This window comes from Mycoplasma paraquilae (assembly GCF_048284415.1).
Taxonomy (GTDB): domain Bacteria; phylum Bacillota_I; class Bacilli_A; order Mycoplasmatales; family Metamycoplasmataceae; genus Mycoplasmopsis.
Genome location: NZ_JBLVZU010000006.1, coordinates 22,753 through 48,951 on the forward strand (window position 1 = coordinate 22,753; position 26,199 = coordinate 48,951).

At 29.3% G+C, this 26,199-nt stretch carries 20 protein-coding genes; all 20 read right to left on the reverse strand.

Annotated elements, in window-relative coordinates:
* Positions 1-34: 34 nt before the first annotated feature.
* The 20 genes from ACNQ12_RS03165 to ACNQ12_RS03260 all read right to left on the reverse strand — a co-directional run bounded on the left by ACNQ12_RS03165 (position 35) and on the right by ACNQ12_RS03260 (position 26,017).
* Entirely contained in the window at positions 35-2,236 is a 2,202-nt protein-coding gene (locus tag ACNQ12_RS03165) for a type 2 periplasmic-binding domain-containing protein (protein ID WP_418037268.1), read from the reverse strand.
* The gene (locus ACNQ12_RS03170) at positions 2,236-3,024 is read right to left on the reverse strand and encodes an ABC transporter permease (protein WP_418037270.1); all 789 of its coding nucleotides are present in this window, start codon (positions 3,022-3,024) and stop codon (positions 2,236-2,238) included. The genes ACNQ12_RS03165 and ACNQ12_RS03170 overlap by 1 nt, the downstream gene beginning before the upstream one ends.
* Entirely contained in the window at positions 3,017-3,856 is an 840-nt protein-coding gene (locus ACNQ12_RS03175) for an ABC transporter permease (protein ID WP_416754965.1), read from the reverse strand. Before ACNQ12_RS03175 ends, ACNQ12_RS03170 begins: the two co-directional genes overlap by 8 nt.
* The gene (locus tag ACNQ12_RS03180; protein ID WP_416754964.1) at positions 3,840-5,225 is read right to left on the reverse strand and encodes an ABC transporter ATP-binding protein; all 1,386 of its coding nucleotides are present in this window, start codon (positions 5,223-5,225) and stop codon (positions 3,840-3,842) included. The genes ACNQ12_RS03175 and ACNQ12_RS03180 overlap by 17 nt, the downstream gene beginning before the upstream one ends.
* Positions 5,226-5,263: 38 nt before the next feature.
* Positions 5,264-5,401, reverse strand: coding sequence for a hypothetical protein (locus ACNQ12_RS03185; RefSeq protein WP_416754963.1), 138 nt, complete (start codon positions 5,399-5,401; stop codon positions 5,264-5,266).
* Between the two features lie 93 nt (positions 5,402-5,494).
* A complete protein-coding gene (locus tag ACNQ12_RS03190; RefSeq protein WP_418019151.1) occupies positions 5,495-6,385 on the reverse strand; it encodes a variable surface lipoprotein in 891 nt (296 codons plus the stop codon).
* A 1-nt stretch (position 6,386) separates the two neighbouring features.
* Positions 6,387-7,358 carry an aromatic motif membrane protein gene (locus ACNQ12_RS03195; protein ID WP_418037272.1) on the reverse strand — a complete coding sequence of 324 codons (972 nt, stop codon included), beginning with the start codon at positions 7,356-7,358 and terminating at the stop codon, positions 6,387-6,389.
* Complete coding sequence (locus ACNQ12_RS03200; protein ID WP_418037274.1) at positions 7,327-8,364, reverse strand: aromatic motif membrane protein; 1,038 nt, start codon at positions 8,362-8,364, stop codon at positions 7,327-7,329. The genes ACNQ12_RS03195 and ACNQ12_RS03200 overlap by 32 nt, the downstream gene beginning before the upstream one ends.
* On the reverse strand, positions 8,354-9,424 hold the full coding sequence (locus ACNQ12_RS03205; RefSeq protein ID WP_418019154.1) for an aromatic motif membrane protein: 1,071 nt from the start codon (positions 9,422-9,424) through the stop codon (positions 8,354-8,356). Before ACNQ12_RS03205 ends, ACNQ12_RS03200 begins: the two co-directional genes overlap by 11 nt.
* Positions 9,402-10,109: an ABC transporter ATP-binding protein gene (locus ACNQ12_RS03210; RefSeq protein ID WP_418019225.1), complete on the reverse strand. Its 708-nt coding sequence runs from the start codon at positions 10,107-10,109 to the stop codon at positions 9,402-9,404. Before ACNQ12_RS03210 ends, ACNQ12_RS03205 begins: the two co-directional genes overlap by 23 nt.
* Positions 10,106-11,935 (reverse strand): ABC-2 transporter permease, encoded by a 1,830-nt coding sequence (locus ACNQ12_RS03215; protein ID WP_418037276.1) that lies wholly within the window; start codon positions 11,933-11,935, stop codon positions 10,106-10,108. The genes ACNQ12_RS03210 and ACNQ12_RS03215 overlap by 4 nt, the downstream gene beginning before the upstream one ends.
* A 132-nt stretch (positions 11,936-12,067) precedes the next feature.
* Entirely contained in the window at positions 12,068-16,381 is a 4,314-nt protein-coding gene (locus tag ACNQ12_RS03220; RefSeq protein WP_418042157.1) for a leucine-rich repeat protein, read from the reverse strand.
* Positions 16,327-17,607, reverse strand: coding sequence for a hypothetical protein (locus tag ACNQ12_RS03225; protein ID WP_418042159.1), 1,281 nt, complete (start codon positions 17,605-17,607; stop codon positions 16,327-16,329). Before ACNQ12_RS03225 ends, ACNQ12_RS03220 begins: the two co-directional genes overlap by 55 nt.
* Positions 17,608-17,801: 194 nt before the next feature.
* Complete coding sequence (gene rpsR, locus ACNQ12_RS03230) at positions 17,802-18,065, reverse strand: 30S ribosomal protein S18 (RefSeq protein ID WP_416742023.1); 264 nt, start codon at positions 18,063-18,065, stop codon at positions 17,802-17,804.
* A 14-nt stretch (positions 18,066-18,079) separates the two neighbouring features.
* Complete coding sequence (locus ACNQ12_RS03235) at positions 18,080-18,640, reverse strand: single-stranded DNA-binding protein (protein WP_418037280.1); 561 nt, start codon at positions 18,638-18,640, stop codon at positions 18,080-18,082.
* Positions 18,641-18,662: 22 nt separating this feature from the next.
* The gene (gene rpsF, locus ACNQ12_RS03240) at positions 18,663-19,070 is read right to left on the reverse strand and encodes a 30S ribosomal protein S6 (RefSeq protein WP_418037282.1); all 408 of its coding nucleotides are present in this window, start codon (positions 19,068-19,070) and stop codon (positions 18,663-18,665) included.
* 192 nt (positions 19,071-19,262) lie between these two features.
* On the reverse strand, positions 19,263-22,448 hold the full coding sequence (locus tag ACNQ12_RS03245; protein WP_418037283.1) for a lipoprotein 17-related variable surface protein: 3,186 nt from the start codon (positions 22,446-22,448) through the stop codon (positions 19,263-19,265).
* Complete coding sequence (locus ACNQ12_RS03250; protein WP_418037284.1) at positions 22,432-23,733, reverse strand: lipoprotein 17-related variable surface protein; 1,302 nt, start codon at positions 23,731-23,733, stop codon at positions 22,432-22,434. Before ACNQ12_RS03250 ends, ACNQ12_RS03245 begins: the two co-directional genes overlap by 17 nt.
* A gap of 30 nt (positions 23,734-23,763) precedes the next feature.
* A complete protein-coding gene (gene rbfA, locus ACNQ12_RS03255) occupies positions 23,764-24,102 on the reverse strand; it encodes a 30S ribosome-binding factor RbfA (protein ID WP_416754950.1) in 339 nt (112 codons plus the stop codon).
* A 139-nt stretch (positions 24,103-24,241) separates the two neighbouring features.
* A complete protein-coding gene (locus tag ACNQ12_RS03260; RefSeq protein ID WP_418037286.1) occupies positions 24,242-26,017 on the reverse strand; it encodes a hypothetical protein in 1,776 nt (591 codons plus the stop codon).
* Positions 26,018-26,199: the final 182 nt, after the last annotated feature.

The following is a 26,199-nucleotide window of genomic DNA, read 5'->3' on the forward strand; positions in this document are numbered from 1 at the left end:
CTTTTTTATACAAAAAACCAGGATTGCTCCTGATTTAACTTTTTGTTTCCATAAAATAATATTGTGACGCTTCTGAAGAAATTTGTTCACTAATTGGGCTTAGAGCTTTATGTTCAATAATTCCATTGTTCTTTCAAGCCTTAATAATAATTGGATTATGTTTTTCTTTTTCAATATTATTTAATAAATTATCGATTTCAGCTTCATTATTTTGATTTAAAGCTGTTTTAATTAAGTTTAATTTTTCTTCAGCTTGAGCTAAGTATTCACGATCTTCATCGCTTAAAGTAGAATCGCTACTAAATTTATTAATTAATTCTTGTAATTCGCTAGCAAAGATTTCAAGCTTATCACTTTGATTTGAAACATCAACTATTTTATAGATGTCAATTACATTTTTGTCTTGACCATCTACTGCATCAGCAAAATAGTTACGTAATACTAATTGATAATCAATTTCTTGAGTAGGTACATAGTTAATGTAATTGAAATTAGTTAAGTTACCTCAACCTTCAATATTTTCCTCATCTGAGATATCAATAAAAGCTATTTTGCGACCTAGGTACAAGGCTAAAGCGTCTTTTTTGTCTTCTTCTTGTGCTATAAATTCTTGAATTTGTTCTTTATTACTTGCTACAATAGCACTCAATATAGCATCTTCGCTAGAAGGGGATTCTAAAGTCATATTTTTAGCTTCTGAATCATTTAAAAAGACTAAGAATCGATCTAATAATGCATCTTTTGACTCAATAAAATAAGATTGTAACATGCTAGGAGAAATATTAATTTTAGCATCATAATTTTCTATCTCTTCATCTCTTTGAGCTTGCATATGAGCATACTTTTCAAGTCATAATTTATTTTGAGGCAATGATAGATTAATTAAATCACTATATTTAGTTATCAATTCATTTACTTGATTTTCCTCAATTGGCTGACTTAATAAGCTAGGATCTCATAGATGGTTAAAAGCGCCTTGCTCTTGGATTTTCTTTCAAACTTGAGCAGTGACATTTTCACTAAATTGAACTTTTGCTGTTTTATTATAGTTATCTAATGAAATTTGATCTTTCCCAATTTCTCAGTAAGCATTTAAATTGCTATAAATGCTTTGGGCAAGAATTTGTAAATATAAAGAATTTTCACGTTCATTATTGGCTGAAGAAAGCATAATTCCATCAACTAATAATAAATTTTGCTTAGGTTTAATGACTCTGATATCGCCATCATGGCTAATTCCTAATGCTTCTTCTTTTTCACTTGCAGGATAGTTATCAGATCCATAGTAAGCATCAATTGCATCACCATTATACATAATGGCAGCTGTAATATCAGGGCGTTTTGGATTAATTAATTGATTTAAAAGCTCTAATCCATCCCCTTCGAATGAAATATGACGATTATTTCGAACATCATAGCCAGTACCATCTTTAATTAATTGCTTAAATGAATCAATTAAAATTTTATAAGTATCTGATTTAACATCACCAGTAAATTTGCTTGAAGTTCTTTCTCCGTCAGGTAAAAGTCAATATGAGGATCCATAAAGCATATTATCACGCATAGCGTCTGTAATGATAAAAGAATTAAACCCATTAGCATGTACAGCTTTTAATACGTTAATAAATGAATTATAAGCTTCTTTATTGTTAAAATCTTGTTCTTTAAGTCATGAAGTAGCAATACCAGATAGCTGATCTGTTTCATCTTCACGATTTGCTGGTGCAATAGGATTTTTGCGGGTGTTATAAGCCACTACAGCATCTTGAGAATAATAAGGGAAAAAGTATTCTCATAATTCACCTTTATTAGCTTGTGCTAATTCATCATTATAGTGTCCTAAATGGTTTCAAATTTCATCCCGTAAAAATAAACGAACTATATTTTTAGTTTTTTGATAATTATTTTTTAAACTAGGGTCATTGAATAGAATTGAATAATCAATTTTACTAATTAAACCTTTTTTAGCAAGCTGAGCAGCTAGGAAATCAGTTCCTACTCCAGCTGCAGCTTTATGGTTTATTAGCGCATTATTAAATTCACTAATTTCACTAAACTGTGTATATGTAAAGTGTTCTCTCAAAATATCTTGATTGTCTTCTGACATATATGATTTGAAATTATAAAATGCTGGTTTGTATTGGTGAGTAGCTTTATAAGCTAATGCACTACCTACAACTGCCCCTGTAACTAGTAGGCTGGAACAAATAAGTAAATTACGATAAAATTTTCTCATTACTTTTTATTCTTCTTAACTAAGGTGTAAATGATATTAGCAACTATTGTAATAAATAAAATAATAGTTCCTAAAACAAGTCCTCAAGGTTCAAATGAACCTTCATATAATTTAGTTCCAAGTGTAGGTGAGTTAGACACAGTACGTGTAATAATAAAGTCATCAAAACTAAGTACAGAAGAAACCACTACTGCCATAATGATTGATGGAATCATATAAACGAAATATGTTCTAAATCATGATCTAATTTTTGAATATCCGAGGTCTTGACTTGCCTCAAATAAGTTATTATTAAATTTTTCGCTTCTAGGTAGCATTAAAGAAATTCCATATGGTATTGCCATTACGGTATGAGCAACGATAACACGAGCAAATCCTTCATTATCAGTTTGTACCACCCCGAAGAAAGCACCAAAGACTAAAACAAGTCCTATTGCAGTAATGTTATCAGGGTTAATAAGAGGAACATTCGAACTAGCTGTAACAAATCCACGTACAGTTTTATTTTTTTGACGATATAAAGCATAAACTGTAACTAGCGAAATAACACAAACTAAGAATGAAACAATAATTGCTAACAAAATTGAGTTTACTAATGCTGAAATTCTATCATTGTCAAATAAATGAATTCAGTTTTCTACAGTTCCTTTAGTTCAAGTTGTGTTAAATAAACCTTTTGGAGTAGCTTCGTTGAATGTGAAAATTGCTCCAAAAAAGAGAGGAATATAAACTATTGCCAGAATTAAGTAAATGTAACTTTTTCTTAAAAATGAGCTAATTTTACTCATAGTGTGCTCCTTTCTTAAGTTTAAAAATTAACTTAGGTATAAAGAGCATTAATGCATAAATTGAAATAAATACTAAAGAAACAACAATAACTAAAGAAGAACCAGCTGACAGGTCAAATTTATTTCCTGGGTTAATCTTTGAGTTAATAATATCTCCAATTAGTTGGTGTTGCGATCCATCTGGTAGCAATTTAGCTGAAATAATAAAGGTAGTTGCACTGGCTAAGAAAATCATAGCCAAACCAGATAAAATAGCTTTAGTTCCATAAGGAATAATAACTTTGAAAATGGTTTGTACATTATTGTATCCAAGGTCATTACTTGCTTCAACAATGTTTTTAGGCATGTCTTTAAATACTGTATATAAAGGCATAATCATTAAAGGTAAGTTTAAATAAGTTAGTCCAAATACAATAAACATTTCATTGTTTAAACTTTTTGGATCTGAAGCAAAAATTGCCAAAAATAAAGCTTTAATTGAATAAACTCTCGCAATAGTAAAAATAGCCATCGGAGAAAGGATTAAGCTTAAAGCATAAATCCGAAAAACTTTAGATTTAGATGTGGATATAAAATATGCATATGGAAAGCCTATAATTAAGCAAAAGATAGCAGAAACTAGTCCGATTCAAAGGCTACGCCCCATAATTCTTCAAGTGTTTTTACTTGTTACTAGTTCCCATGAATTAAAGTTATCTCCTGTAACCGAAAAGGCTGAATAAATAATCATAATTAATGGCAAAATGATAAGTAAAATAGCCACTAAAATATATGGGATAGCTAAATAAAGCTTACGATTTAGAGCAAGTTTATCTTTAATTTTGGAAATCATTATTTGAATAATCTCACTTCGGATCTTTTTTCATCAAGTGAATTGAGTCTATAGTTCAACTCATATAAACTTTTTCTTCTAAATCGAACTTTTTAGCTGTTTCAACATAAATATATTCGTCTTCAGCAATTTCTACTTTTAAGTAGTAATAAGAACCACGATATGAAATGTCAACTATTTTTCCAGCAATTTTATCCTTAGTAGTTGATGGATTAGCATTAATATCAATATCTTCTGGGCGGATTAATGCATCTAACATTTCATTTGGTGTGAATTCATCCATTTCATGAACAGTTTTAAATTCTTTTCCAAGAAGTTTAATTTTTCCATTTTTAGGATTGAATTTAGCGTTAAAAATATTAGAATCACCAATAAATTTAGCAACTCAAATATTTACTGGGTAGTCATAAATATTTTTTGGTGTGTCATATTGTTCAATTCTTCCATCACGCATAACAGCAATACGATCTGAAAGTTCTAATGCCTCATCTTGGTCATGAGTAACAAAAATAAATGTTAGTCCTAATTCTTGCTGTACACTTCTTAAAAGTACTTGCATTTTTTTTCTAATTTTAGCATCAAGCGCTGATAAAGGTTCATCTAGTAATAAAATTTCAGGCTCAATAACTAGAGATCTAGCTAGTGCTACTCTTTGCTTCATACCACCTGAAAGTGCACTAATCGGTTTAGTAGCATTGCCACTAAGTCCAACTAAGTCAATCATTTGTGCGATTTTATTATTCATTTCGTCTTTGGTCATCTTACGTTTGAAATAACGATTTTTAAATGCCTCTGATTTTTGATTTACATAGTTTTCTCAATATGAGTATTTGAAGTCAGAATCATCAAGTCAATTTTGACGTCTTCTGTATTGATATGTTCCGGGCTTTGTAGATTCAAGTTCTGCTTCATATTTTTCTTGAATTTTGTCTAGTTGAGCCATTTTTGCTTCTGAAAGAGCTGTTCATTGTGCTAATTTCTTTTGGTATAAAGCATTATATCTATCATTTACCACTTCACGAGGAACTCTTTTAAGTTTTAATCCATATGCGATGTTACCTTCTACATTTAAATGTGGAAATAAAGCATAATCTTGGAAAATTGTTGATACATTTCTTTTGTATGGTTCTAAGTCTTTAATGTCATAACCATCAAACTTAATTTCACCACGAGTAGCTCATTCAAAGCCACCAATTAGTCTTAAAATTGTGGTTTTACCTGAACCTGAAGGGCCGAGTAAAGTAACAAATTCGCCACGTTTAATTTGTAAATTAATACTGTGTAAAACAGTTTTGTCTTGAAATTCTTTAACAACATCAATTAATTCAATAACTGGTTGTTCTTCTTTATTGATTTTTTTCTTTGCCATTTTGTGTCTCCTTTCATAATTTTAAAAATCAATTATGCTTACAGGGAGACAGTATCATATAAATTTTCAGAGTATTCTTCAACTAAGTATTGTGCACTTGAATATTCAATATCATTAAAAACTCTAAAGATATTTTTGATCTGAAGAATTTGAATTAACATTGCTTTATTTTTCATATTGACTATTTTACTAAAAGATAACAAAAAAACAGCAAAATTTTACAATTTCTTATGTTGTAAATTCTGCTGTTTTATAGGTTTAAAAGTTAATTAATAAATAAGATTAAATTGAGGGTATTTAATATCTGGCATTGTAGCGAACTTTTCTTCAAACAGATTGATATCTTTATTAGTCAACTTAGCTTCATTTTTTTCCATTGCTTCAAGAGTTTCTTGTGGGTTAACTGCCTTAGTCGGATCTGATTGTGAGAAGTATATACATAAAGGATCTAATGTTATTGCTCCCTCAGGTGAAACATAAATTTTTAATATTGTGCTTTTAAATGAAACATATAGAACTTTATATCCTGGTTTTTTCTCAGAATCTTGTAATTTTGAAAAAGTCAAGTGTTTAACTAGAATATTTGGCTTTACGTTATTACGATTATATGTAAAGTGCTTGTGAATAGCCTCATTGCTAGCTGAAAATTCATTTTTAACATTAGCAGCTCAGTGTAAATATCTTGGAGAATGAACTGCATGTGTATTTGATTCTTTTTCAAATGTCAATAATCCATAATCATAAAACTTGGTAGTAAAGTTATATAAGTATTTTAAATAAGGTAGTAAATTTAAGGATAATATCTCTTCGTTTTGTTGCAATAATTGATTAATTTGAGCTTGTTTAGCTGAAGTTTGTTCTGCAGTTAAAGAATCATTAGCTAATTCAGCTTTAAGCACAAAGATACTTTTAGCATTCGTTTGTAGAGATTGATTTATTTCATTATATGCTTTTATATCAAAATTTTGATAAGCTTGTTCTTGTTGAGAAGAAAAATGAACATTATATTTAGCTAATTCAGCTTTTACTTCTGTTGCAAAGTGTTCTTTTGCTAATCTTAAGCTTGTTTGAGTTCCAGATCCATCACATGCTGCTGCCACAAAAGGCATGCTAGCTAATGGTAAAATACTTAATGAAAAGAGAAATTTAAATTTTTTCATGCTATTTAACATCTATTGCTGAATATTGCAATAGAATACCTCCATAATAATCTTTGTATAAAACTTCCTCAGTTTGAGTTTTATTTGAATTATCTAAGTCAAAAGAAGCAAATAAAGAAACATATTTATTTAAATTAAAAATTGTATCTTTATTACTTGCACTGAGTAGTTTTGGGAATGTTTTGATGTAACTAAAAACACTAGCTTTAGCAGTAACTTCTTTAGTTTCGTCATCTATTTGTTTGCTAATATCAATTTGTAAAATAAAACCATCTTTATTTAATAAATAATAATGCACATCATTTGAGTTTGCTTCTACTTGTTTAACAAACTGTGTAAATATATTTGATTTAATATTTGAGAAAATTGAATAAATTAACTTATTTTCATGGTCTCTTAAACTAAATGAAGATTCAGATTCATTATTATCACGAGTAAAAGTGCTATTTTGCATAAAAATAAAACGATTGATATTAAATAAAGTTCACAATCAATTAGTTTCATTAGCTTGATCAATAACTTTATCAGCTTGTTTTACTGGATAAGGATATGCTCGTGATGTCATTCAAAAGAATTCACCTGGCTCTTCATATGAAGAAGACTGACGAGTAATAACATTAGCATATTTGAGTGCTGTTGATAACTGTTTTAAATAATCATTATGTAACAAAGCTTCTTGAGAAGCAATATATTTTTCTTTTGCTTCAGCATTTGTGCCATACACTTCATTAAGAAGTGATTCAATTGCAGCTTGTTTTAAAAACATTTTTCAACGCAATGTTAAGTCATCTTCAAACTTAATACCATCATTTATTTTAGCATTAATGTTTTTATTTGATTCTTGCTTAGACAGCATACTTGTTATAGCTTTTTGCTGTTTATTGCTAATGGCCGAAATGCTAGGAACAAGAATTGCACAACCTGCTGTTAAAGCAAAAAAACTAGTTAGCATTATTTTCAGTGACTTTTTCATTTCGCTCCTTTCCAAATGGGAATACAAAAGCTGGATAACCATATCTTTGCTTTACTGGCATATCTTCTTGATATTGTTTAAGACCTGATTCATAGTCATGAATAAATCCACTATGAATAGTTTGAGAAATTAAGTTAAGTGAAATTGTTTTAGCTTGTGCAGCTCCAAAATAAATTCCAACAAAGCTTAAATCTACTTGTGAAATATTGCTCGAAATATTTCTAATCATAATGCGGAAAACTAATTTATCTTTTTTGATATAGTAAGCATCATTATCTCCTATTTCAGAAGACTCATCACCTAATTTAATATCGTCTAGATAGCTATCTTTGAAATTTAATGTAGTAAAAGGTTTTTGTTTATTAGCATTATTAATATATTCATCCGTAAGCATTTTTTTCTTGCTTGTAGGTTCATAAGGATTAAATGCCATTGATACAAAATCTCAATCAAACTTATCTAAATTATTTAAAATAAAATATCAATTTTGATTAATTAACTCTTTATACTGTGCTAAATAATCAAGAGCAGAGATGGCTGGTTTATTATTTTTTGCTTCATCAATTTGACTTTGTAAAGATTTGATTTCATCTAAGGTTTCTTGATAACGTTTTTTATCACCTCTTAAGAAAACTAGCATAGAATTTAATCGATTGATTTTTTCTTCTAGCTCACCAATATTGATGCTTTTATAAATCTTTTTATATTCTGATGCTATTTGGGTAAACTTAGCTAAAATAGTACCCTGATCTTGTTGTTGTTTTAGTAGATAAATTTCTTTTGCATTTTGTGCTTCTGGGGTATTTTTGTACACTAATGAAAGTAATTGATTCATAATTTTTTGATGACTTAAGGCTTCTGCAGATGTTGCTGCTGGAGAAGTGTCTTTATCATAATCAATATATGCATTTAACTTAGTTCCTTGCTCATAATTGCTGCATGAAACTGTTGCAAATCCTAATGGAGCAAAGCCTAATATAGTTAAAATTTTTCATTTAGTTTTCATCAATTTCCCCTCATGTGTATCTTAAAATTTGCATTTTACTTTTATTTAATTCCATAAAAGCTTTATAAAATATCGTAGAATAATTATTTTCATTATATAGTTGAATTAAGTTTGCATCATTATGCTTTAAGTATACTTGTGCAGCTGTTTGTTCATCATTTGGCTCACCAGTTTTAACTGCATAATCTATATCAGATTGAATGATGGATTGATATGCAGTTTTAAAGGCTTGTACAAAGGCATTAATAGTACCATCAATATCATTATTTAAAACTAAGAAAACATCTGGAATTATTAAAATAGCTTTTTTTATAATTTCTTGTTTCTCATTCTTTATACTCTTGTTATATGTGAAATAAGGAATAAAACGATTTTGATCCAGTACCAAGAAGTTTAAATATTTACTTATATAAACATCTTTGATTTTTGCAGGCAGTTCAAAACTTTGAATTTTCATTATTTTAGCATCATTAAGTGTTAACGAGTATGAACCATATTTTTCCGCTACATAGTCAAATAATTCTTGAGTACTGCGAGGAATTACTTGTTGCTTCTCTTCATTTTTTTCAGTTGATAAAGTACTATTTTGATTAGAAGTTGAATCTATTCCAGTTAAATTTTTGTAATCAGCATCAAATGGATTAAAAACATAAGTATTGTGAGATAAGTGATCTAAGTATCAATATCAATTAATGCTTAAAACATTAACAATTGAATTAATTGAATTTTTGACTTGTCCGGCTAAAGTACTTGGTGATTTTTCAAGCACTTTTACATTTGAAATATTGGCATAAATCATTGCTGATTTTAATTCTGTGTAAATTGCTGCTGGAATATTTTGCTGAGTTTTTAAATATAAATCTTGTTCCTGTATATTGCTATTAAGTGTTTTTAGTATTTCGTTTAATTTAATTTGGTTTTGGCTTAAAGGCTTAATTTCTTTAAGTTTAATATCATCATCATTTAGTTTATCTTGTTTGCTGCAAGCTACCATAGTAACTGAGCATGGTAAAGAACCTAGGGATAATCATAGTAACTTATTTTTTAATAACTTTTTCATAAAAGATATCTTCCAATGGTTGTTTTTTAATCCCTGAAGAAACAATTTTTCCATGATGTATTAATGTATAAGAATCAACATATTTGTCAATTTCACTCAAAACGTGTGAAGAAATAAAAATACTTTTTCCTTCTTTATGTAAGTCTTCAAGTAAGCTAAATAATTGATATCTAGCAGTTGGGTCTAAGTTAGCAGCTGGCTCATCTAGAATAATTAAGTCAGGATCATTAATTAAAGCTTGAATTAATAAAACCTTTTTCTTTTGTCCAGATGAGAAAGCATATGGTTTTGACTTAGAAAGTGAGCTAATTTCAAACTTTTCAAGTAACATATTTATTTTATCCTTAGCTTGTGCTTTTGGCATTCCTGACAGTAACGCTAAGGAATATAAGTATTCTCAAGTAGTTAATTCTTTGGGAAAAATTGCGTTTTCAGGCACATATCCTAACTTGGCTTTAGATTCAGGTTTTCTTGCATTAATACCATTGATCAAAATTTCTCCATCATATTTATCATAAGAACCAATAATAGATTTAATTGTTGTAGTCTTACCAGCACCATTTTCACCAATAAAGGCATGAAATGAACCTTGCGGTACTGCAAAATTAAGATTAAAGATTCCACGAGCTTCATGTTTATCTTGATAAACTTTGCTTAAGTTTTTTACTTCTAAAATATCCATTATCTATAGTCCTTTCTAATGTATAGTACATTGTTAATTAAGATGAAGATAAATCCAAGAGCAATTCAAATGCCAATAAATCCATATTTATTAATGATTTGCTTATCGCGGCTGACTTGGTACATTTGATCTAGTGGTTGGAATAAATAATTATTTGATTTTTTCAAGTCGTATCTAATCACAACTTGATTGTCTTTTACTTCTTGTTTTGTACTGTAGCTTGCATATCCACCAATGCTATATGTATATCCTCCAATTTGAAACTCATAGCTTTTTGGAGTGTAATCACTTGTTTTACTGTTGTATAAAATTGCATTAACTAAATTAGTATTATTGTAGTTAAAATAAATGAAATATAGCATTGCACTTAATAAATAAACTTCTTTTTCAGTTTTTGACTTAATAATTTTCTTACTAATTGCTTCATCATTAAGTACTGTAACAGCAGGATCATCTAATTTATTAAGCATTGAATTGTCGTCTTCGATTGCTTCTTGAAGTTTATTATTAATTAATCCAGAAATTAAATTGTAATCATTAACATCTGCTTCTTTATAGTTTTCATCATTTAAGATTTCTCTAATAAACTTTTGTCCATATGCATTAAATACTCTTGAGCTAAGTAACTCTTTTATATATTTTCATTCAAGTTTTCCAACTAATGTATCACCGGTTGTATTGCTGTAAGAATCTTCAGGGAAGGTAATATTAAAATCATTCGCACCATTTCTTACATAAATAATATTAGTGTCCACAAAAAGACCATTTAAATCAGGGTTAACTTGGTTTTTTAAAGCTCCCGGAATTAAATACACATCCTTTTTAATTTGTTTTTTATTAATATCTGATAGTGAAATTTGATATTTAGGCATACTTGCATCAGTTTTAAGTGCGTAACTATATGCAGGTGAATCTAAGTGGTTATAGTAAATATAGTTATCTAAATTGCTGCTAATATTACTTGCAAAACTATCAAATATATTTTTGTTTTCTATATTAAAGATGTCAACCAATTGATATGGCATGATCAATCATGAATATGCTTGTCATTCCTTAGCTGAAGCTTTTGAAAAATTATATGCTTGTTTAATATAATTTGCTTGGTTAGCGCTAAAGGTATTTGCATCATAACCATTTGGAATGATATAAAAACTATCTTGATCATTATTCAAATAAAACATTTCAATATCAGCCTTATTACCAGCAGGCTGTAAGTTCCGTGGTGCATTTAAATAAAATGCTAAGTTATTACTTGTAGCTGTTGATTGAGAAGCTATTACACTACCTCCAATTACAAGAGGTGTAAAAGCTACCATTGGTACAGCTAAAGCTATTTTTCCATTTAACTTATATCCAATAATTGAAGCAATCATCCCAAACATAATGTAGCTTAAGAAAAATACCACAAATGATAGTAAGGTATACGCTACTAAATAAGCATAATGCATTCCTAATCCTATAAAAAGGTTAGCCAATAGCATAGATATTCCTCAGTAAGCTCCAAATATTATAAAAATACTAAATTTTCCTAAAAAGATTGATTTTCTAGAAATAGGCTTTGAATAAGTTAATAATTCAACTCCCTCTTCTTCTAAATCCTTATATATATGTAGTGACTTCATACTTGCATAAAAGATTGTAATTAATAATTCTGCAAAAACTATTGCATAAATAGCAAAATTACTTTTAAGATCATTTAATTGTAATGTTGCAAAAATGATACTTAGAATAATGGCAATTCCTATTCAAACAATAGGAACTATAAAAGTTGATTTCTTTTTTAATACAATTTTATGCAAGAATGAAATATAACTAGCAGTTGTTTTCATTTTTTCTCCTTATTTATCAGTCTTATATTACTGTTTGGTAATTCATATATAATATTGTAGTACAAAATTACTAAACAGTAATAAAAAAATTAAGAAAAAATACAGCCTATTTTCAGCTGTATTTGTAGATTATTATTCTACTATTTGATATTTTTCTTTAGAGTCAAAAGCATTTGTTGCTATTTTAACATCACTTGGAACTCTTAAAAGTACTTTATCAACTTTGTGTAATTTAGCAAATGCATATGAACCTATTGATTCAAGTTTTGGAGCAGTAAAATCATCAATTCCTGATCCGCAAAATGCTCCATAAGTACCAATAAAGTTTATATGAGTACCATTTTGTATAGTTATTAATTTATTAAACGTTCCTTTTTTAAGTGTTATTAATGAAGTAAATGAATCATCTCCTAATTGTGTTAATTCATTCATTTCTATTTCTGATATTTTAGTATTACTAAATGCAGAGGCACCCAAATTAATTAAGGCATTAGCGGTTACTTTACCTGAAATCTTAGTCTCATTAAAGGCACTTGTACCAATAGATGTTACATTAGGAAGATTTAATTCACCATTTAATAACGAATCTGAAAATGCAAATTCTCCTATTGAAGTAACATTACTAAAGTCAAAGTCTGTTAAACCAGATGATTTAAATGCAGATGTATTTATTATTTTAACTTTTGGTGCATTAAATATAGTTAATTCTTTAGTTGCTCCAAAGCTACTTACACCAATAGTAGTAAGTTCCGGTGCATTAAACTCTTTAATTCCAGTGCCATAAAATGCACCATAAGTGTTATATTCTCCTGTACCACCATTTTCTATTTTTGTTAATTTATTAAATGTTGCTTTTTTAAGTGAAGATAATCTATCAAATGCTCTACCATCCATAGTTTCTAATGAGTTCATTTCTATTTCTGATATTTTAGTATCACTAAATGCATCGGCTCCAATTCTTATCACATTTGGAAGATTTAAAGAACCTTTTAATTGCGTTGATGCAAAAGCATTTTTGCCAATATACTTAATATTATGAAATTCAAAGTCTTTAATTTGGGTATTAGCAAATGTAAAGGAACCAATTTTTTCAAGCTTAGGGACAACTACTTTTCGTAACTTTTTAAAGTTTCCAAATGCACCATTATCACTTTTTGTGTCAATTGTTATTATATTGTTAGCCGTAAATTCTTCAAGAGTATTTTTTGAAGCTGCAAACAAGTATTCTGTATCTATTTTTTCAATACCAACATTAGCCTTTGTTAAAGCAACATTTTTTAATGCACTAGAATCAATTTCATGCAATTTAGGTGCATTTATTTCACTAATCTTTGTATTGCTTAGTGCACCAGATTTTATTGTTTCTGCATTTTCAAGATTAATTTCTTTAATTTCTGTATTTGCTAGTGCATTGTTACCCAATGTTACTAGTTTGGTTGATAATACTTTTTTAATTGCTGTATTAGCCAATGCATAATCTTCAATAGTTTCTAATACAGAGAAATTATAGTCAGTAATGTTTTTATTTTTATAAAACGCATATGAACCTAATGATTTTAGTTTTGGAGCTTCAAATGTCGCTAAATCGCTAGCTGCACTAAAGGCACCAATTTCATAACTACCAGAAGTAATAATTTCAAGTGCTTCGAATTTAGCTGATGTAATCTTTTTCATTCCCCTAAATACTTCAGCAGGTAATTTGACTAAAGCTTTCATTTCAATTGTTTGTATATTATCATTTTGTGCAAATGCATCCGGAGCTATTTGAGTAACTTTATTCGCCACTAAATTAATAATGTTGTTCTTTCTAAATGCTTTTTCTCTAATATCTAAAGCTTCTGGAATGTTTAGGTTTGTAACATTTTCACATGCATCAAACGCTCCAATACCTATATATTGAACTTTTGGTAATGATATAGTAGTAAGTGATTTCGCTGTATCGAATGCACCAGTTGATGTTCTTCCATATTCTTCATTAACTTTTCAATCATTAATTCTAAGTAATTCATTAAATGAAATAGATTTAAGTAGTGGATTCATACCAAAAGTACCTGCTTCTAGAGTTTGCAATTCATTCATCTCTACACTGATTAGGTTCTTAGATCCTGCAAAAGCGTATTCGCCCATAGAAGTTGCTTTATTAGCCACAACTTCTGTAAGAAGAGAATTAATAAAGGCTCCTGCACCAATTGTTTCTACACTGCTAAAATCTAATGATGTAAGTGCTGAATTCTTAAAGGCATAATTGCCAATAGTTTTTAATTTAGGAGCAATAAGTGCTTTAATTTTGGCTTCTTGGAAAGCTCTTTCACCAATATTTTCTAGGTTTGTAGCACTAATTGTTAAATTAGATTGTGAATTATAGAATGCTTTAGCTGAAATGTTTTTTAAACTAGGAACATTAAGGCTCGTTAAGGTATTTAATTCTTGGAATGCGCTTAGTTCATCACTAGCTACATTATCCATAGTCTTAGCACTATTTAATGTAATATCATTAATCACTTTATTCCGTGTAAAGGCTCCAGCTGGAATAGTTTCTAAAGCTTGTAATGTTATAGATTTAAGTAAATTGTTTCCAGCAAAAGCATATTTACCTGCTGTAGTTACTTTAGGTAAGCTAAGTGATACTAATTGAGTGTTATAGAAAGCTTTATCACCTACTAAAGCTAATTCAGGAGCTGAAATAGCTGCTAATGATGAATTTTCAAATGCATGAGCTCCAACAGCGTTAGCTTTTCCTAATGTTAAGTTAGCAACGCTAGAATTTTTAAAAGCATTTTCTCCAATTGTTTTTACTTCGGGTAATACTAAAGTTTTTAGTGTTTTACTATTAGCAAATAATCCATCAGGAATATTTTCAAGTACAGGAAGTATTAAGTTAGTTAAAGCAATATTGTTTTCAAATAAACTTGTATTGTTTTCGCCAGCAGAAATAGTTTTTAAGCTAGCAAATGAAGCGCTTCTAAGTCCAGTATCGTTTGCAAATACGTCATTTGGCAATGATGTAACAGAATTAAATTGCACACTAGATAAACTTGGGTTGTTAGCAAATGCTTTAGAACCAATAGTTTTTAATTTTTGTGCTACTAATGTCGTAATTCTAGTATTATCAAAAGCATTATTGAATACTTCTGTAACTTCAGGCGCAATAATTGTGCTTAATGAAGTTACATCTTTAAAGGCATTAGCAGGAATTGTGCTAATGTGACCTAAATTAATGCTCTTAAGTCCATTAAATTTAAATGGCGTACCATTTACTTCTCTTAAGTTAGGAAAAGCAAATGAATAATTAGAACTAGCTGACTTATAAGTATTATCAAAAGCATCAGCTTCCACTTTTCATACTTGTGGTAATACATAGTCACCAGGTTGTAAATTGCTTACGCTAATTAAAACCCCGTTATTAATAGTAAATGTTGCATCATTTACTTCAATAGTTACATTTCCTTTAGCAAAAGGTGCGAAATTATTAAAGTAATTTGTTTCGACATATTGCATTGCTTGTTGCACCATTGAAGGTCTAACTAGCGTTGGATCTTCAATTTTTGCTACATATTCAGTAATTTTAGCTGGGTTTACTACTTTTAAGTAATCATAAGCTTCAATTTCTGCTTTATATTGCATTTTCAAATTATTTACATTCGCTTCATTAATTTGATTTTGAGGTTGAATTGTAGTTAATAAATAAGTTGCAAATTCATCAATCTTATTTTCATTTAATAATTGTAATAAGTGTTCTTTATATTGAGCTCTTTCACTATCTTCAAGTGCAGTAAAACCACTTGTTAATTCATCAAGATACTTGTCATATATTGCGCGACTGATATCATTTTTAACTGTTTGGTAGTAGGTTAGAACATCAACAAAATCTTTAATTGCAAGCTCTTGGTCAATTTTTTGTTGTAATTGTTCTTTAGCTTGAGGTGTAATTTTAGCATCGTTTTGAGCAAGATAAGAGCTGAGTTGTTTTTTAGCAGCTTGTAGATATTTTGCACGGTATTGAGTTAAAATTTCTTCAAGTTTGGCATGTGATTGTTCATAATCTAAACTTAAATCAATACCATTAATTGCATTAATTAAGTTTAATACTGTAGGTTGATCAAAGAATACTAAATTTGGTAACTTACTTGTTATAAAAATGTTAGTTTCACTTAATAAGTGCATTTGATTTTTGCTAAATTTATTAAATTTATCCAAGGTTGGTTCAATAGTTATATTAGCTAGCATATCAAAAGCTTTGGTTTTTAAAATATTAATTCTAGTATCATAGCCATTAATTAATGTTTCCAAACTTTCTTTTGCTTGGGCTAAATTATCTTTAGAAGCTTCTTGAAGAACTTCTTTAACAAAAGCATTATTACTTGCTTGATCAATTTGACCAATATATTTAGTTATGTTAGTTGCTGAAATATATTCAAATGAATTTGATAATTGTTTTTTGCTCACTCTTGGTATCTTGCTAAGTCTTTAGTTTGAATTAAACTAAGCATTTGTTGCATTTGTTCTTCAGTTACAAGAGCTGTTTTTAGAATTTCATCTTTAAATTCAACAATATCTTGTTGAGTGAGATATGGGAATTTTTCTTTAGCATCTAAAATTGCATATAAGCTATTAATATTTCTAGCTTCTTGCATCACACTTTGAAATTCTTCAATTTCCTTGTAATTTGCTTTCATTTGAGTCAATTGAGCAAGAAGTCTTTGCTTCATTTCATCACTATATGTTGAGAAATGTTGATTGATTTCTTTACTATAGATTTCAAATAATTGATTTGCTACACTAACTTGTGCTTCTTGTTGCAACTGTTCTAATGTAGTTAAATTGCTTTCTGAGTATTCATTAATTGCTTTAACTTTATTGTCTAATGAGTCCCGTAAAGCAGCTGTAAATTCACGTGCTTGATTGTCTTTAATAAACTCAAGAATTTCATTTCTTAAATTGTTAAAACTTGTTTCTTTTGCAGCTTTTAAAATAGTATCATAAGGTGCTGATTTTAATTCTTTATTAGATTTGATTTGACTAATAAAATCATCATATTGTTGAGAAGTTAATCTTTTTTGTAACTTTTTGATTTCAGAAATATAGGCCACTTGTTTCTCATCTAATAATTTATTAAAAGCTTTATCACTTTGAGTTTTATATTCATTATAAATATCAAATAAAGTTTTGACTTCATTTGTTCTATCACTATTAGACTGTAACTCCATTTTAAGTTCGTTTGATAAATACTTATCAGCTGTAATTGCTTGCTTAATTTGATCTTTATATCAGTTTTGTAAAGCATTTAAAGCAGCTTGATATTTGCTTAATGAGTTAATGTTTAAATCAATGCTATTATCTAATTGTTTATTAAACACTTTAAAAGTATTGTCGTTAACATAAGCAACAAGATCATTGGCTTTAGTTTTAATGTCAGTAGCTTTTGCCTTTAGATCATTTAAATATTGATCAACTTTTGCAACACTTGAAGCGCCCATTATAAGTTTTGTAGTTTCTTCTTTGGCTTCAGGGGCCACAAATTCGTAAGTTTTATCAACTTTTAATTCATTTAATGCGTTATCTTTTGCTTCTTGCACTGGGTTTGCACAAGCCACAGCTAGGCTCGAAATCCCGGCTAATGATGCACCAAGAATAGTTGCACTAATCAGTTTTGTTTTAACTTTCTTTTGCATGTTAATATGCTCCTTTAAAAATTAGTTTTTATTCATTTTTTATCCATTTAAAATTATTTCAAAAAAAAAAAAAAAAACAAAGGACCTAAAGACCTACACCATAAGAATAAACATTTTTTATATGTGTAAAATAATATAAAAAACCACAACTAAAATAAATAGTTGTGGATAGTGTCATACTTTAAGTATATATATTAGTTGCTTTTTGCTACACGTGGACGAACTACGTGGTAAGGCATTAAAGCAATAAATCTTGCTCTTTTAACTGCGTTTGCTACTTTTCTTTGGTGTTTTGCACATGTACCTGTTGATGATTTAGCTTTAATTTGTCCTGTAGCTGTTACAAATTTGTTTAATAATTCAACATTTTTGTAGTCTACATATTCCATGTGGTTATCACAAAATTCGCATGATTTTCTTCTTCCGAAAGCTTTTTTGTTACGTTTAATGAAAGCCATAATTGTCTCCTTTATTAATCTAAATCATTCCCAAAGTCAAATAAGGCAGAAATGTCTTGTTCAACTTCAGCTGATTTAGCTTCGTTATTATTAATTTCAGTAGTTACATTTGGAGTTTGTTTCTTTTCAACAGATGAATAATCAATGTTTTCATTTCTGGTGTATGTACGTTGATTATTTGCTGTTGCGTTATTGAATGTTGGTGTAAAACTATTATTTACAACTGGCGCAGCATTATTTCTCATTTCGCGCACAGCTTTTGATTCAAGTGGTACTACACGATCAACTGTGACATCTAGTGATCTAACTAATTGATTAGTTTGATTACTGTTATATGTTGATGAATGTAGTGAGCCTTCGACTAAAATCAAGGCACCTTTAGGTAAGTTATTGGCAATAAATTCAGCTGATTGTCTTCACGCAACTAGCGGAATAAAATCAGTAATATCATTATTGTTTCCGAAACTTGGTCTATTAACTGCGAGTGTTAATCTAACATACGCAATATTGTTTGAAGTATGAGATAACTCTGGTGTATTGGTTATACGACCAACAAGTGTAATTTTGTTATACATGTTACTCCTTTAAAATGTAAAACTATTTTTCTGAGTTTTCTTTACGAACTCTAGGTTGACGTGGTTTTGCAACTTTTTCTTGAGCGTTATTTGCGTCTTTTGTAACTCTTTTTCTTCCACGTGCTTTTGCTTTATCATCAGATTTTTTGTTATATCCTTTTTCTGTATCAAGGTTAATAACTAGTACTCTTCAGATATCTTTAACGATATTTGAACGACGTGTAAATTCAGCAATTGCATTTCCTTCAGCTTCAACTAAAGCTAAAACGTATTGAGCGTGTTTTGATTTGTTAATTTCGTAAGCAAGTTCGTTTTTTTCAAGTTTTTCAACTTTAGAAACGCCTTTTCCAAAAACTTCTGTTAATAAGTCGTTTAAAACTTTAACATCAGCTTTAGGGTTTACGATTGACATAATTTCGTATTTGTTCATTTTGTCTCCTTATGGTCATTTCTGGGCTATATTAGCCAAGGAGTATTGCTATATACTCTTGTATATTATACAAGAGATATTGTTTTTTTACTGCATCTGTTATTTTTTTAAATAACTAGGTTATAGGCATTTTATAAATTATTTTTAAAAGAAAGAAAATATAGCACGATTAAATGCTATATTTCCTAAGTGTTATTCTAAGGTAAATGTTTGTGCAACATCAACAAACTTACCATCAATTTTTTGTTGATATTTAACGGTTAAAGTTTTCTTTTCTGCATCAAATTCACCATCTAGGTAATATTTAGCCTTTTTATTATTACCTTTTCTAATTTGATCAAAGTTAATGTTTTCGCTATTCATACCATCAGCAAATAATAAAATTGTATTTCCTTTATCTCCACCACTAGAAATTCCATACCCATTTACACGTTTATAATATTGTAAAAGGTGTTCAGATTTCTTTTGAATTGTAGCTTTTATATAAACTACATTTGCATTAGGTCCTAACTTGAAAGCTGTTCCTTGTACGACTTTTGTTTCTGGTTTTGGTTGTTCAGGTTCAGGAACTACTGGTGTAGGTTCAGGAGTATTTTCTTTAACCTTAAGACCTTCTAGTCTTATTTTGAGTTCGCCTTTTTCTGCTTCAGCTTCTTTAAAATCAGTGGTTTGTTTTGACCGTGCTGCTAACATATAAATAGCATTAGGAACTTGCACTGTATCAAATGTCACTGTTATTGATAAAGCTCCTTCTTCATCTAAAGGATAAAGTTTTGTTACTGTTGGGTTCATTTTAGCTAGCATTTCAGCTGTAATTTGGTAGGTGTCGCCTTCTTTTGAACCGGTTAATTTAACAGATTTTCCTGAAAGTACAATTTGTTCTGGTTTAACTTCAGAAGGAAGTACTTCATTTAATGCTTTAGTTAATTTTTCAGCTGTTTTATCATTATCTACACTGTATGGTTTTTCACTACTATTATTAATATAGAAATTTGCAAGTGCCTTAGCAGACAATGCCGTAGTTGGTAACTGATTTATTGCTATTTTAGTTTCTTCTGATTCAACACTGGTTTTGTCTTTGTAAACAAAAATATAATTTTTAGAAGCTTCATCTAAATATAAAACAGGTTCAATAATTGCTTGTTGTGCCTTAATATCACTTGAAACTATTTTATTATCAATTTTAATATTAGTTGTTCCCTGTGGCGCTGTCATTTCGATAAGATCTAAATTTTTCAAGCTTTTTTCATCATATGAACCATTTAAGAATTTATAAGCTTTTGTCATACCTGGTGCACTAGCAGGTAAAATTTTGACTGCAGATTTATCTACATTTTCTTTTTGTGTAATAACTAATGTTTTGAAGATTTCATCTGCTTGTGCTTTTGAAATAAATCCAGCTACATCATAAGTCTTTTCAATCTTCTTGAAATCATTTGGATCTGTTTTAGAAGTAACTTTTATACTATATTTAATTTCATTAATTCCATTTAACATTTTTGCTTTTAAAGCTTCTTTAGCTTCAGGAGCTAAGGTTGATTCCTTTCCTAAAGCATCTGCATAAAAGACTGGTTCAATTGCTTCAATGGTATAGTCTTTATTTTCTGCAAATTTAGGTGCAACAAAGTCTGTTTCAGCAGCACTAAAAGCTGTTTTCTTGGCTGCAGCTTCTACTAAAGTTGGAACTGCTTGTCCCATAAGGGTTTCTATTTCAGCTTCACTTAATGCAGCTGCTTTTTTAGTTTCTGGTGTAACTTCTGCTTTCTTTAATTTTAAACTATCAACTAAAGTTGCAAGATTCATTGTTTGTTCGATTAATAGTTGTAAGTTTGATTGAACTGAAGCTTCTAATGCTTCGTATTTAGCTTTTAATACAGCTTTTACAGCATCATAATCTTTTTGGTCAGGTAAAAGCTCATGTGCTTTTTTAGCTGCATTTGCTTTCATGCCAGGTAATAATGCTTGCATTGATTCTAATGCTTTAGATGGTGATTTACCTGCTTGAATTTTGTTTTCTTTTGCTTGTTGAGCAATAGCTTTGATTTCGTTTTTAAAGAAATCACTCATACCAGCACTAAAAGCGTCTAAATTAGCAATATTTTTAGTGCTGTCATTTGTTTTTAATGTGTCGAATACTGCTTTGGCTACATGACCTAAGTCATCAGCTTTGGCAGTAAGAACATTAGCGACATCTTCAATAATTGCATTCATTTTGTCTGCATTAATGAAGTCTTTAATTGTGTTTATCCCGGTTTCAGATTTTTGATTTATTGCGTTTTGTAATGCATCTACTAATACTTTATTTAGAACTAAAGCTACTTGATTATAAAACTTAGCTACCATTTCATTTTCACTAGATGGTAGTACACCTTCTACAGCCTTAAGTACGCCTAAACTTTCTTTTACTAAACCTTGAGCTACTGAATTTGAATAGTTTGTTATTAATTGTTTTTGCTCTTCTGATAAAGCATTTGCTTCACTATTAATAATTTGGCTATAGCTTGCTGAAACAGGTGCCAAGATAGTATTAGCTACTTCTTCAGCACTTTTTCCGGCTGGAGTATCTGGTTCTGGCACTACTGGTGTAGGTTCAGGTTCTGGTGCTGGTTCTGGATTTGGTTTAGCAGCTTCAAATTTGATTTGTACTGTTTTAACCTTAGAAAAGGCAAAAACACCTGAAGTAATTTTCTTGTTAACTCTAAAGTGTAAGGTGATTGTCTTGTTAGCTGCATCTACTTCAACATTAATTTCTGATGAAGGTAAAACAGAAACTTCTTCATTTTCTTTACCTTTATTCATTGTTTTTGAGAAAATAAATTCTTCTGCTCCAGATAGCCCTAGCCCTGATTCAGCATCAAAGACTCTATCTGTCTTAGATGTTATTTCAGCAAAATCATTTTTGCCTTTTCCACTCTTGTAGTTTAAAATTCCATCTTTAAAGTAATATTTAATAATTTTGTTGTTTTCTAAATATTTAAATAATGCATCTATTTTATCTGCATCAGTAATTGTTGCAAATTTAGGTTGAGCTTGTTCAAGTTGATCAATCGCACTTTGATCCACTTTTGCGAAATCAGCAATAACAATATCTTTTGTAACTTTGTCTTCTGGTTTCGTTTTATTTGCAAGTTCAACTGTAAAAGTAATTTTTCCTTCTGCATTATTAGCTTCCATTTTAGTTACTTTTACATCGTATTTATCTGTATCAATCCCTGTAATTTGAGGTTTAACTTCAAAAGCTGAAGCGTTAGCATGTGCTTTATATTTGTTACTAAATTCATCCAAAGCTAATACAGCTTTATCTAACTCAGCTTTTAAAGCTGCTTTTGCTTCATCAGTTGAAGAAGTATCTGATCCCGGGTTATTTCCTCGAATCACCTGGTTGCGGAGTTGGTTTAACTTCAGGAGCTGTTCCTGGTTGAGGAGCTTCTTGAGATAATTTTAAGTTATCAATTAATTCTGCTAATTTCTTAGTTTCATTAATTAATAATTCTAAATTACTTTTAACTGAAGCTTCTAATGCTTCATATTTTGATTTAAGAATTGCTTTTACTGCATCATACTCAGCAGGATTAGTTAATAAAGCATGTGCTTTTTCTGCAGCTGCTGTCTTAAGAGCTGGTAATAAGTCTTTCATTTGAGCTAGAGCAGCTGTTTGAGATGTTCCTTGAGCAAATGATAATTCTTTAACTTTTTTAGCAATTTCTGTTACTTGTGTTTTGAAGAATGTTGTCATTTCAGCTACAAATGTATCTAATGTAGCAATGTTTTTTGTACTTTCTTCCATCTTCAATGATTCAAAAATTGATTTTCCAACGTTAGCAATTGTTTCAGCATTTGTGCTTAAAACATCAGCAACATTATTTTTAATTTCACCCATTTTTTCAGGTGTTAAGTATGCTTTAATTTGTTCAATACCAGTTGTTTTTGCTTTTGCTTGAATAGCTTGTTTTAACATGTTAACTAGTACGTCATTTAATTTAGAAGCAACTTGTGTATATAATGTAGTTACAGTTGTGTATTGTGATTCTGGTAATACACCTTCAACTGCCTTAAGTACACCAGTAACTTCAGTTCCTAAACCATTTTGAACTTCTGTAGAGTAAGTACTAATTTTTGTTACTTGATCAGCACTTAAATTGTATGTAGCTGCATTATCAGTAATGGTTTTATATGCACTAGCAATACTTTGTTTAACTGCTTGTTGAGCAGCTTGTTCATTGGCTGGTGTTACTGTTGGAGCTACATATTTAACTTTAAACCCATCAAGTTCTTTACTTTCCACTGCTTGTAAATCTTTGTAATTCTTTGAACGAATTATATATTTGAAAGTCAATGTCCCTTTTATATCATTTGATGTTAAAATTGGCATTGGTTTTTCATTTTGTGAAGCTGGGCTAGTTTCAATAGTTACAGTAAATAATGATTTATTGTATCCTGTAAATATGATATCTGATGCTTTAATTGATGAAGCATATACTTCACTCTTATTAATTGTATCTACTAAAGATACTCTAATATTAGTTTTAGCTTGTTGTAATTTACTTTGTTGATCTTGATAATCTCTTTGGTTTTTGTAAACTACACTAGGAATTGCAACGGCTGCAGCACCAATTCCAAGTCCTCCAACTACTACTAATAAAAATTTTCCGACTTTTGACATTTAATTGTCCTTTCAACTTTTAAATAAGTTTTATTTTTCATTTTTGATAGATGCAAGTATCTCTTCAATTTTTTGGCCATTTTTTGATACTTCATCTAAGTAAAAGTGTACACTTGGTACTTTTCTTCAATCTAATGATTGAGATAGAACCTTTCTAACATATCCTGAAGCATTATTTAATGCTTCAATACCTTTTTGTTCATTATTTAAAAATGAAACAAAAACTTTTACATGTGATAAGTCATTAGAAAGCGATACATCCATGACTACTGGATCGATTACATTAGTATTAGTGATATCATTCGTTAAGATATCAGCTATTAATTGTTGTAATCTCGCTTCTTTACGTTTTAAATTGATTTCATTCATATTTTAATTATAAATGTTTTTTAACTAAATAGCCTTTAAAATGGTGTTTTTTATATTCTTATTATATAAATTAACAATATAAAAATTAAAAACAACATTAACTTGTTTTTAAGTTCATTGTTATTTTTAATTTGCTAGTTTAATTTAATGTAATAGTTTGCTTATATAATTTGCCAGCTTGGTTGCTTAATTTAAATTTAACTATTAATTGTTTATTTTCTTCATCCAAACTTGCATCTAAGAATTTATCATTTCCCTTAGGATTAGTAGTTAAAATTGAATCCGCATCAAGTTCGCTATTGTCTTTTATCACTAATACCTTGTTGTCGTTTCCTTGACCATTTGAAGTAATTCCATAAAAGACTTTGCCTTTTTTGCCAGCATACTTTTGAATAGCTCCACCTTTTGATTTAAATTTATCTTTTTTATTATTTCATAAAGCAAGAATATTTTCAAAATTCATACCTGGTTGAAGTGTAAAAATTTCTTTTTCTTCATATGCGGTTTCTTCAGGTGCAATAGCAGCTTTAAATCCACCCTTTTTGACTACAAAAGTAGCATTATTGAACTGATTTACATCTTGGCTTTGTTCAATACCTTTGCCTAAATATATTGTTCCATTTGGATCATTATTTGAAATTGTGTTAAATGTAAATTCAACATAAATGCTTCCTTCATTTTCATTACTTTTAACACTAGAAATGTGTAGATTTGATTTTGAGACAAAATCAGATGAAACCATAAACTTATCAATTGGATTATTTGTTTTAGACATAACTTCTGTGTGATTTACACTTAATGCTTTATTTAACATCTCTACTGTAACTTCACTAGGATTGATTTCATTTAATTTTTTGCCAGCTATTTCTTCTAATTTTCCTTTATCAAAATTAAAAGCTTGATATAAATTGTAGTTTGTTGCAATTGCAACAGCTGATAAAGCTCTTGAAGGTAAGTTTTCAAAAAGAACTGATGTGTTTTGATCACCTTCAATATATTGTTTTCCATTACGATAAGCAAATAGGGTATTTTGAGATTTATCATCTAGATATAAATATGGTTCAATTCTAAGTTCATTTTTTGCAGGATTTACTGACAGTTTATTATATTCATAAGAAGCTTTCGCAATAGTTCCTGCTGTTTTAATGCTAATTGCAGCTTCTACAGATTTTGGATAATAAGGGCCATAAATAAACTTATAAGAATTATTTGTTCCCTTAAAGTCTTCTCTAGTACTATCGATATCGATTAAAAGTTTTGACTTATCAATTTCAAAGTTAGAGTCATCTAATAAATTCATTGCAGCAGCAAAAATTTCTTTAGCTTTTGCTTCCGAAATATATCCATCAATTTCATATGAAGTGGTGAATTCTTTTGCAACTGAAGCATCTGCTTTAGATGCCACTTTAAAGCGATAATCAACCTTTATTTTTCCTTGTTTAAGTCAGTCATCTAAGTGAACATATCTTTCTTCATCTTCTGGCATTGTTATCGAAATAACTGTTACATTTTCAGTTTCTGTAGGGATTAATTCAATATCATTTAAGTCTTGAACTTCAGCCACTCAAGCTGTTTTCTTTTCGTGTGCTTCTTCTTTTAATGAAGGAGCGAATTTAATATACTTTTGCACTAAGGAATCATTATCCAATTGTAAAAATTCATCATTAATTTTAACACTAGGTTTTTTATCTAATTCTAATCCTGGATTAGGTGTTTCTTCATTTTTAGGTTTTTTGTTATCTATTGAACCTTGAGAGTCTTTTCCATCCGCTGGGTTTTGTGTACTTTTTCCATCTTTCGAATCTTTAGGCTGTTTGTTAATTTGTTTTTCATTTTGGCATTGTGATGCAACTAATGGTAAAGTTGTTAAACAAACTCCCGAAATAGTTGTAAGTAATAATTTAATTTTTTTCATTTTTCCTCCATAATTACTGACATTTTATTATATTAACATTACCAAAAAGGCTATGTAAAAGAGTCAGAATTGTGGAAAATTCCACAAAATGTGGAAAAAAGTGAAAAAAAGTCATCTTGTTACCAAGATGACTTATATCCTCTGTTTTGTCTTGCTACTTATGTAGCAAAAATATTTTACCA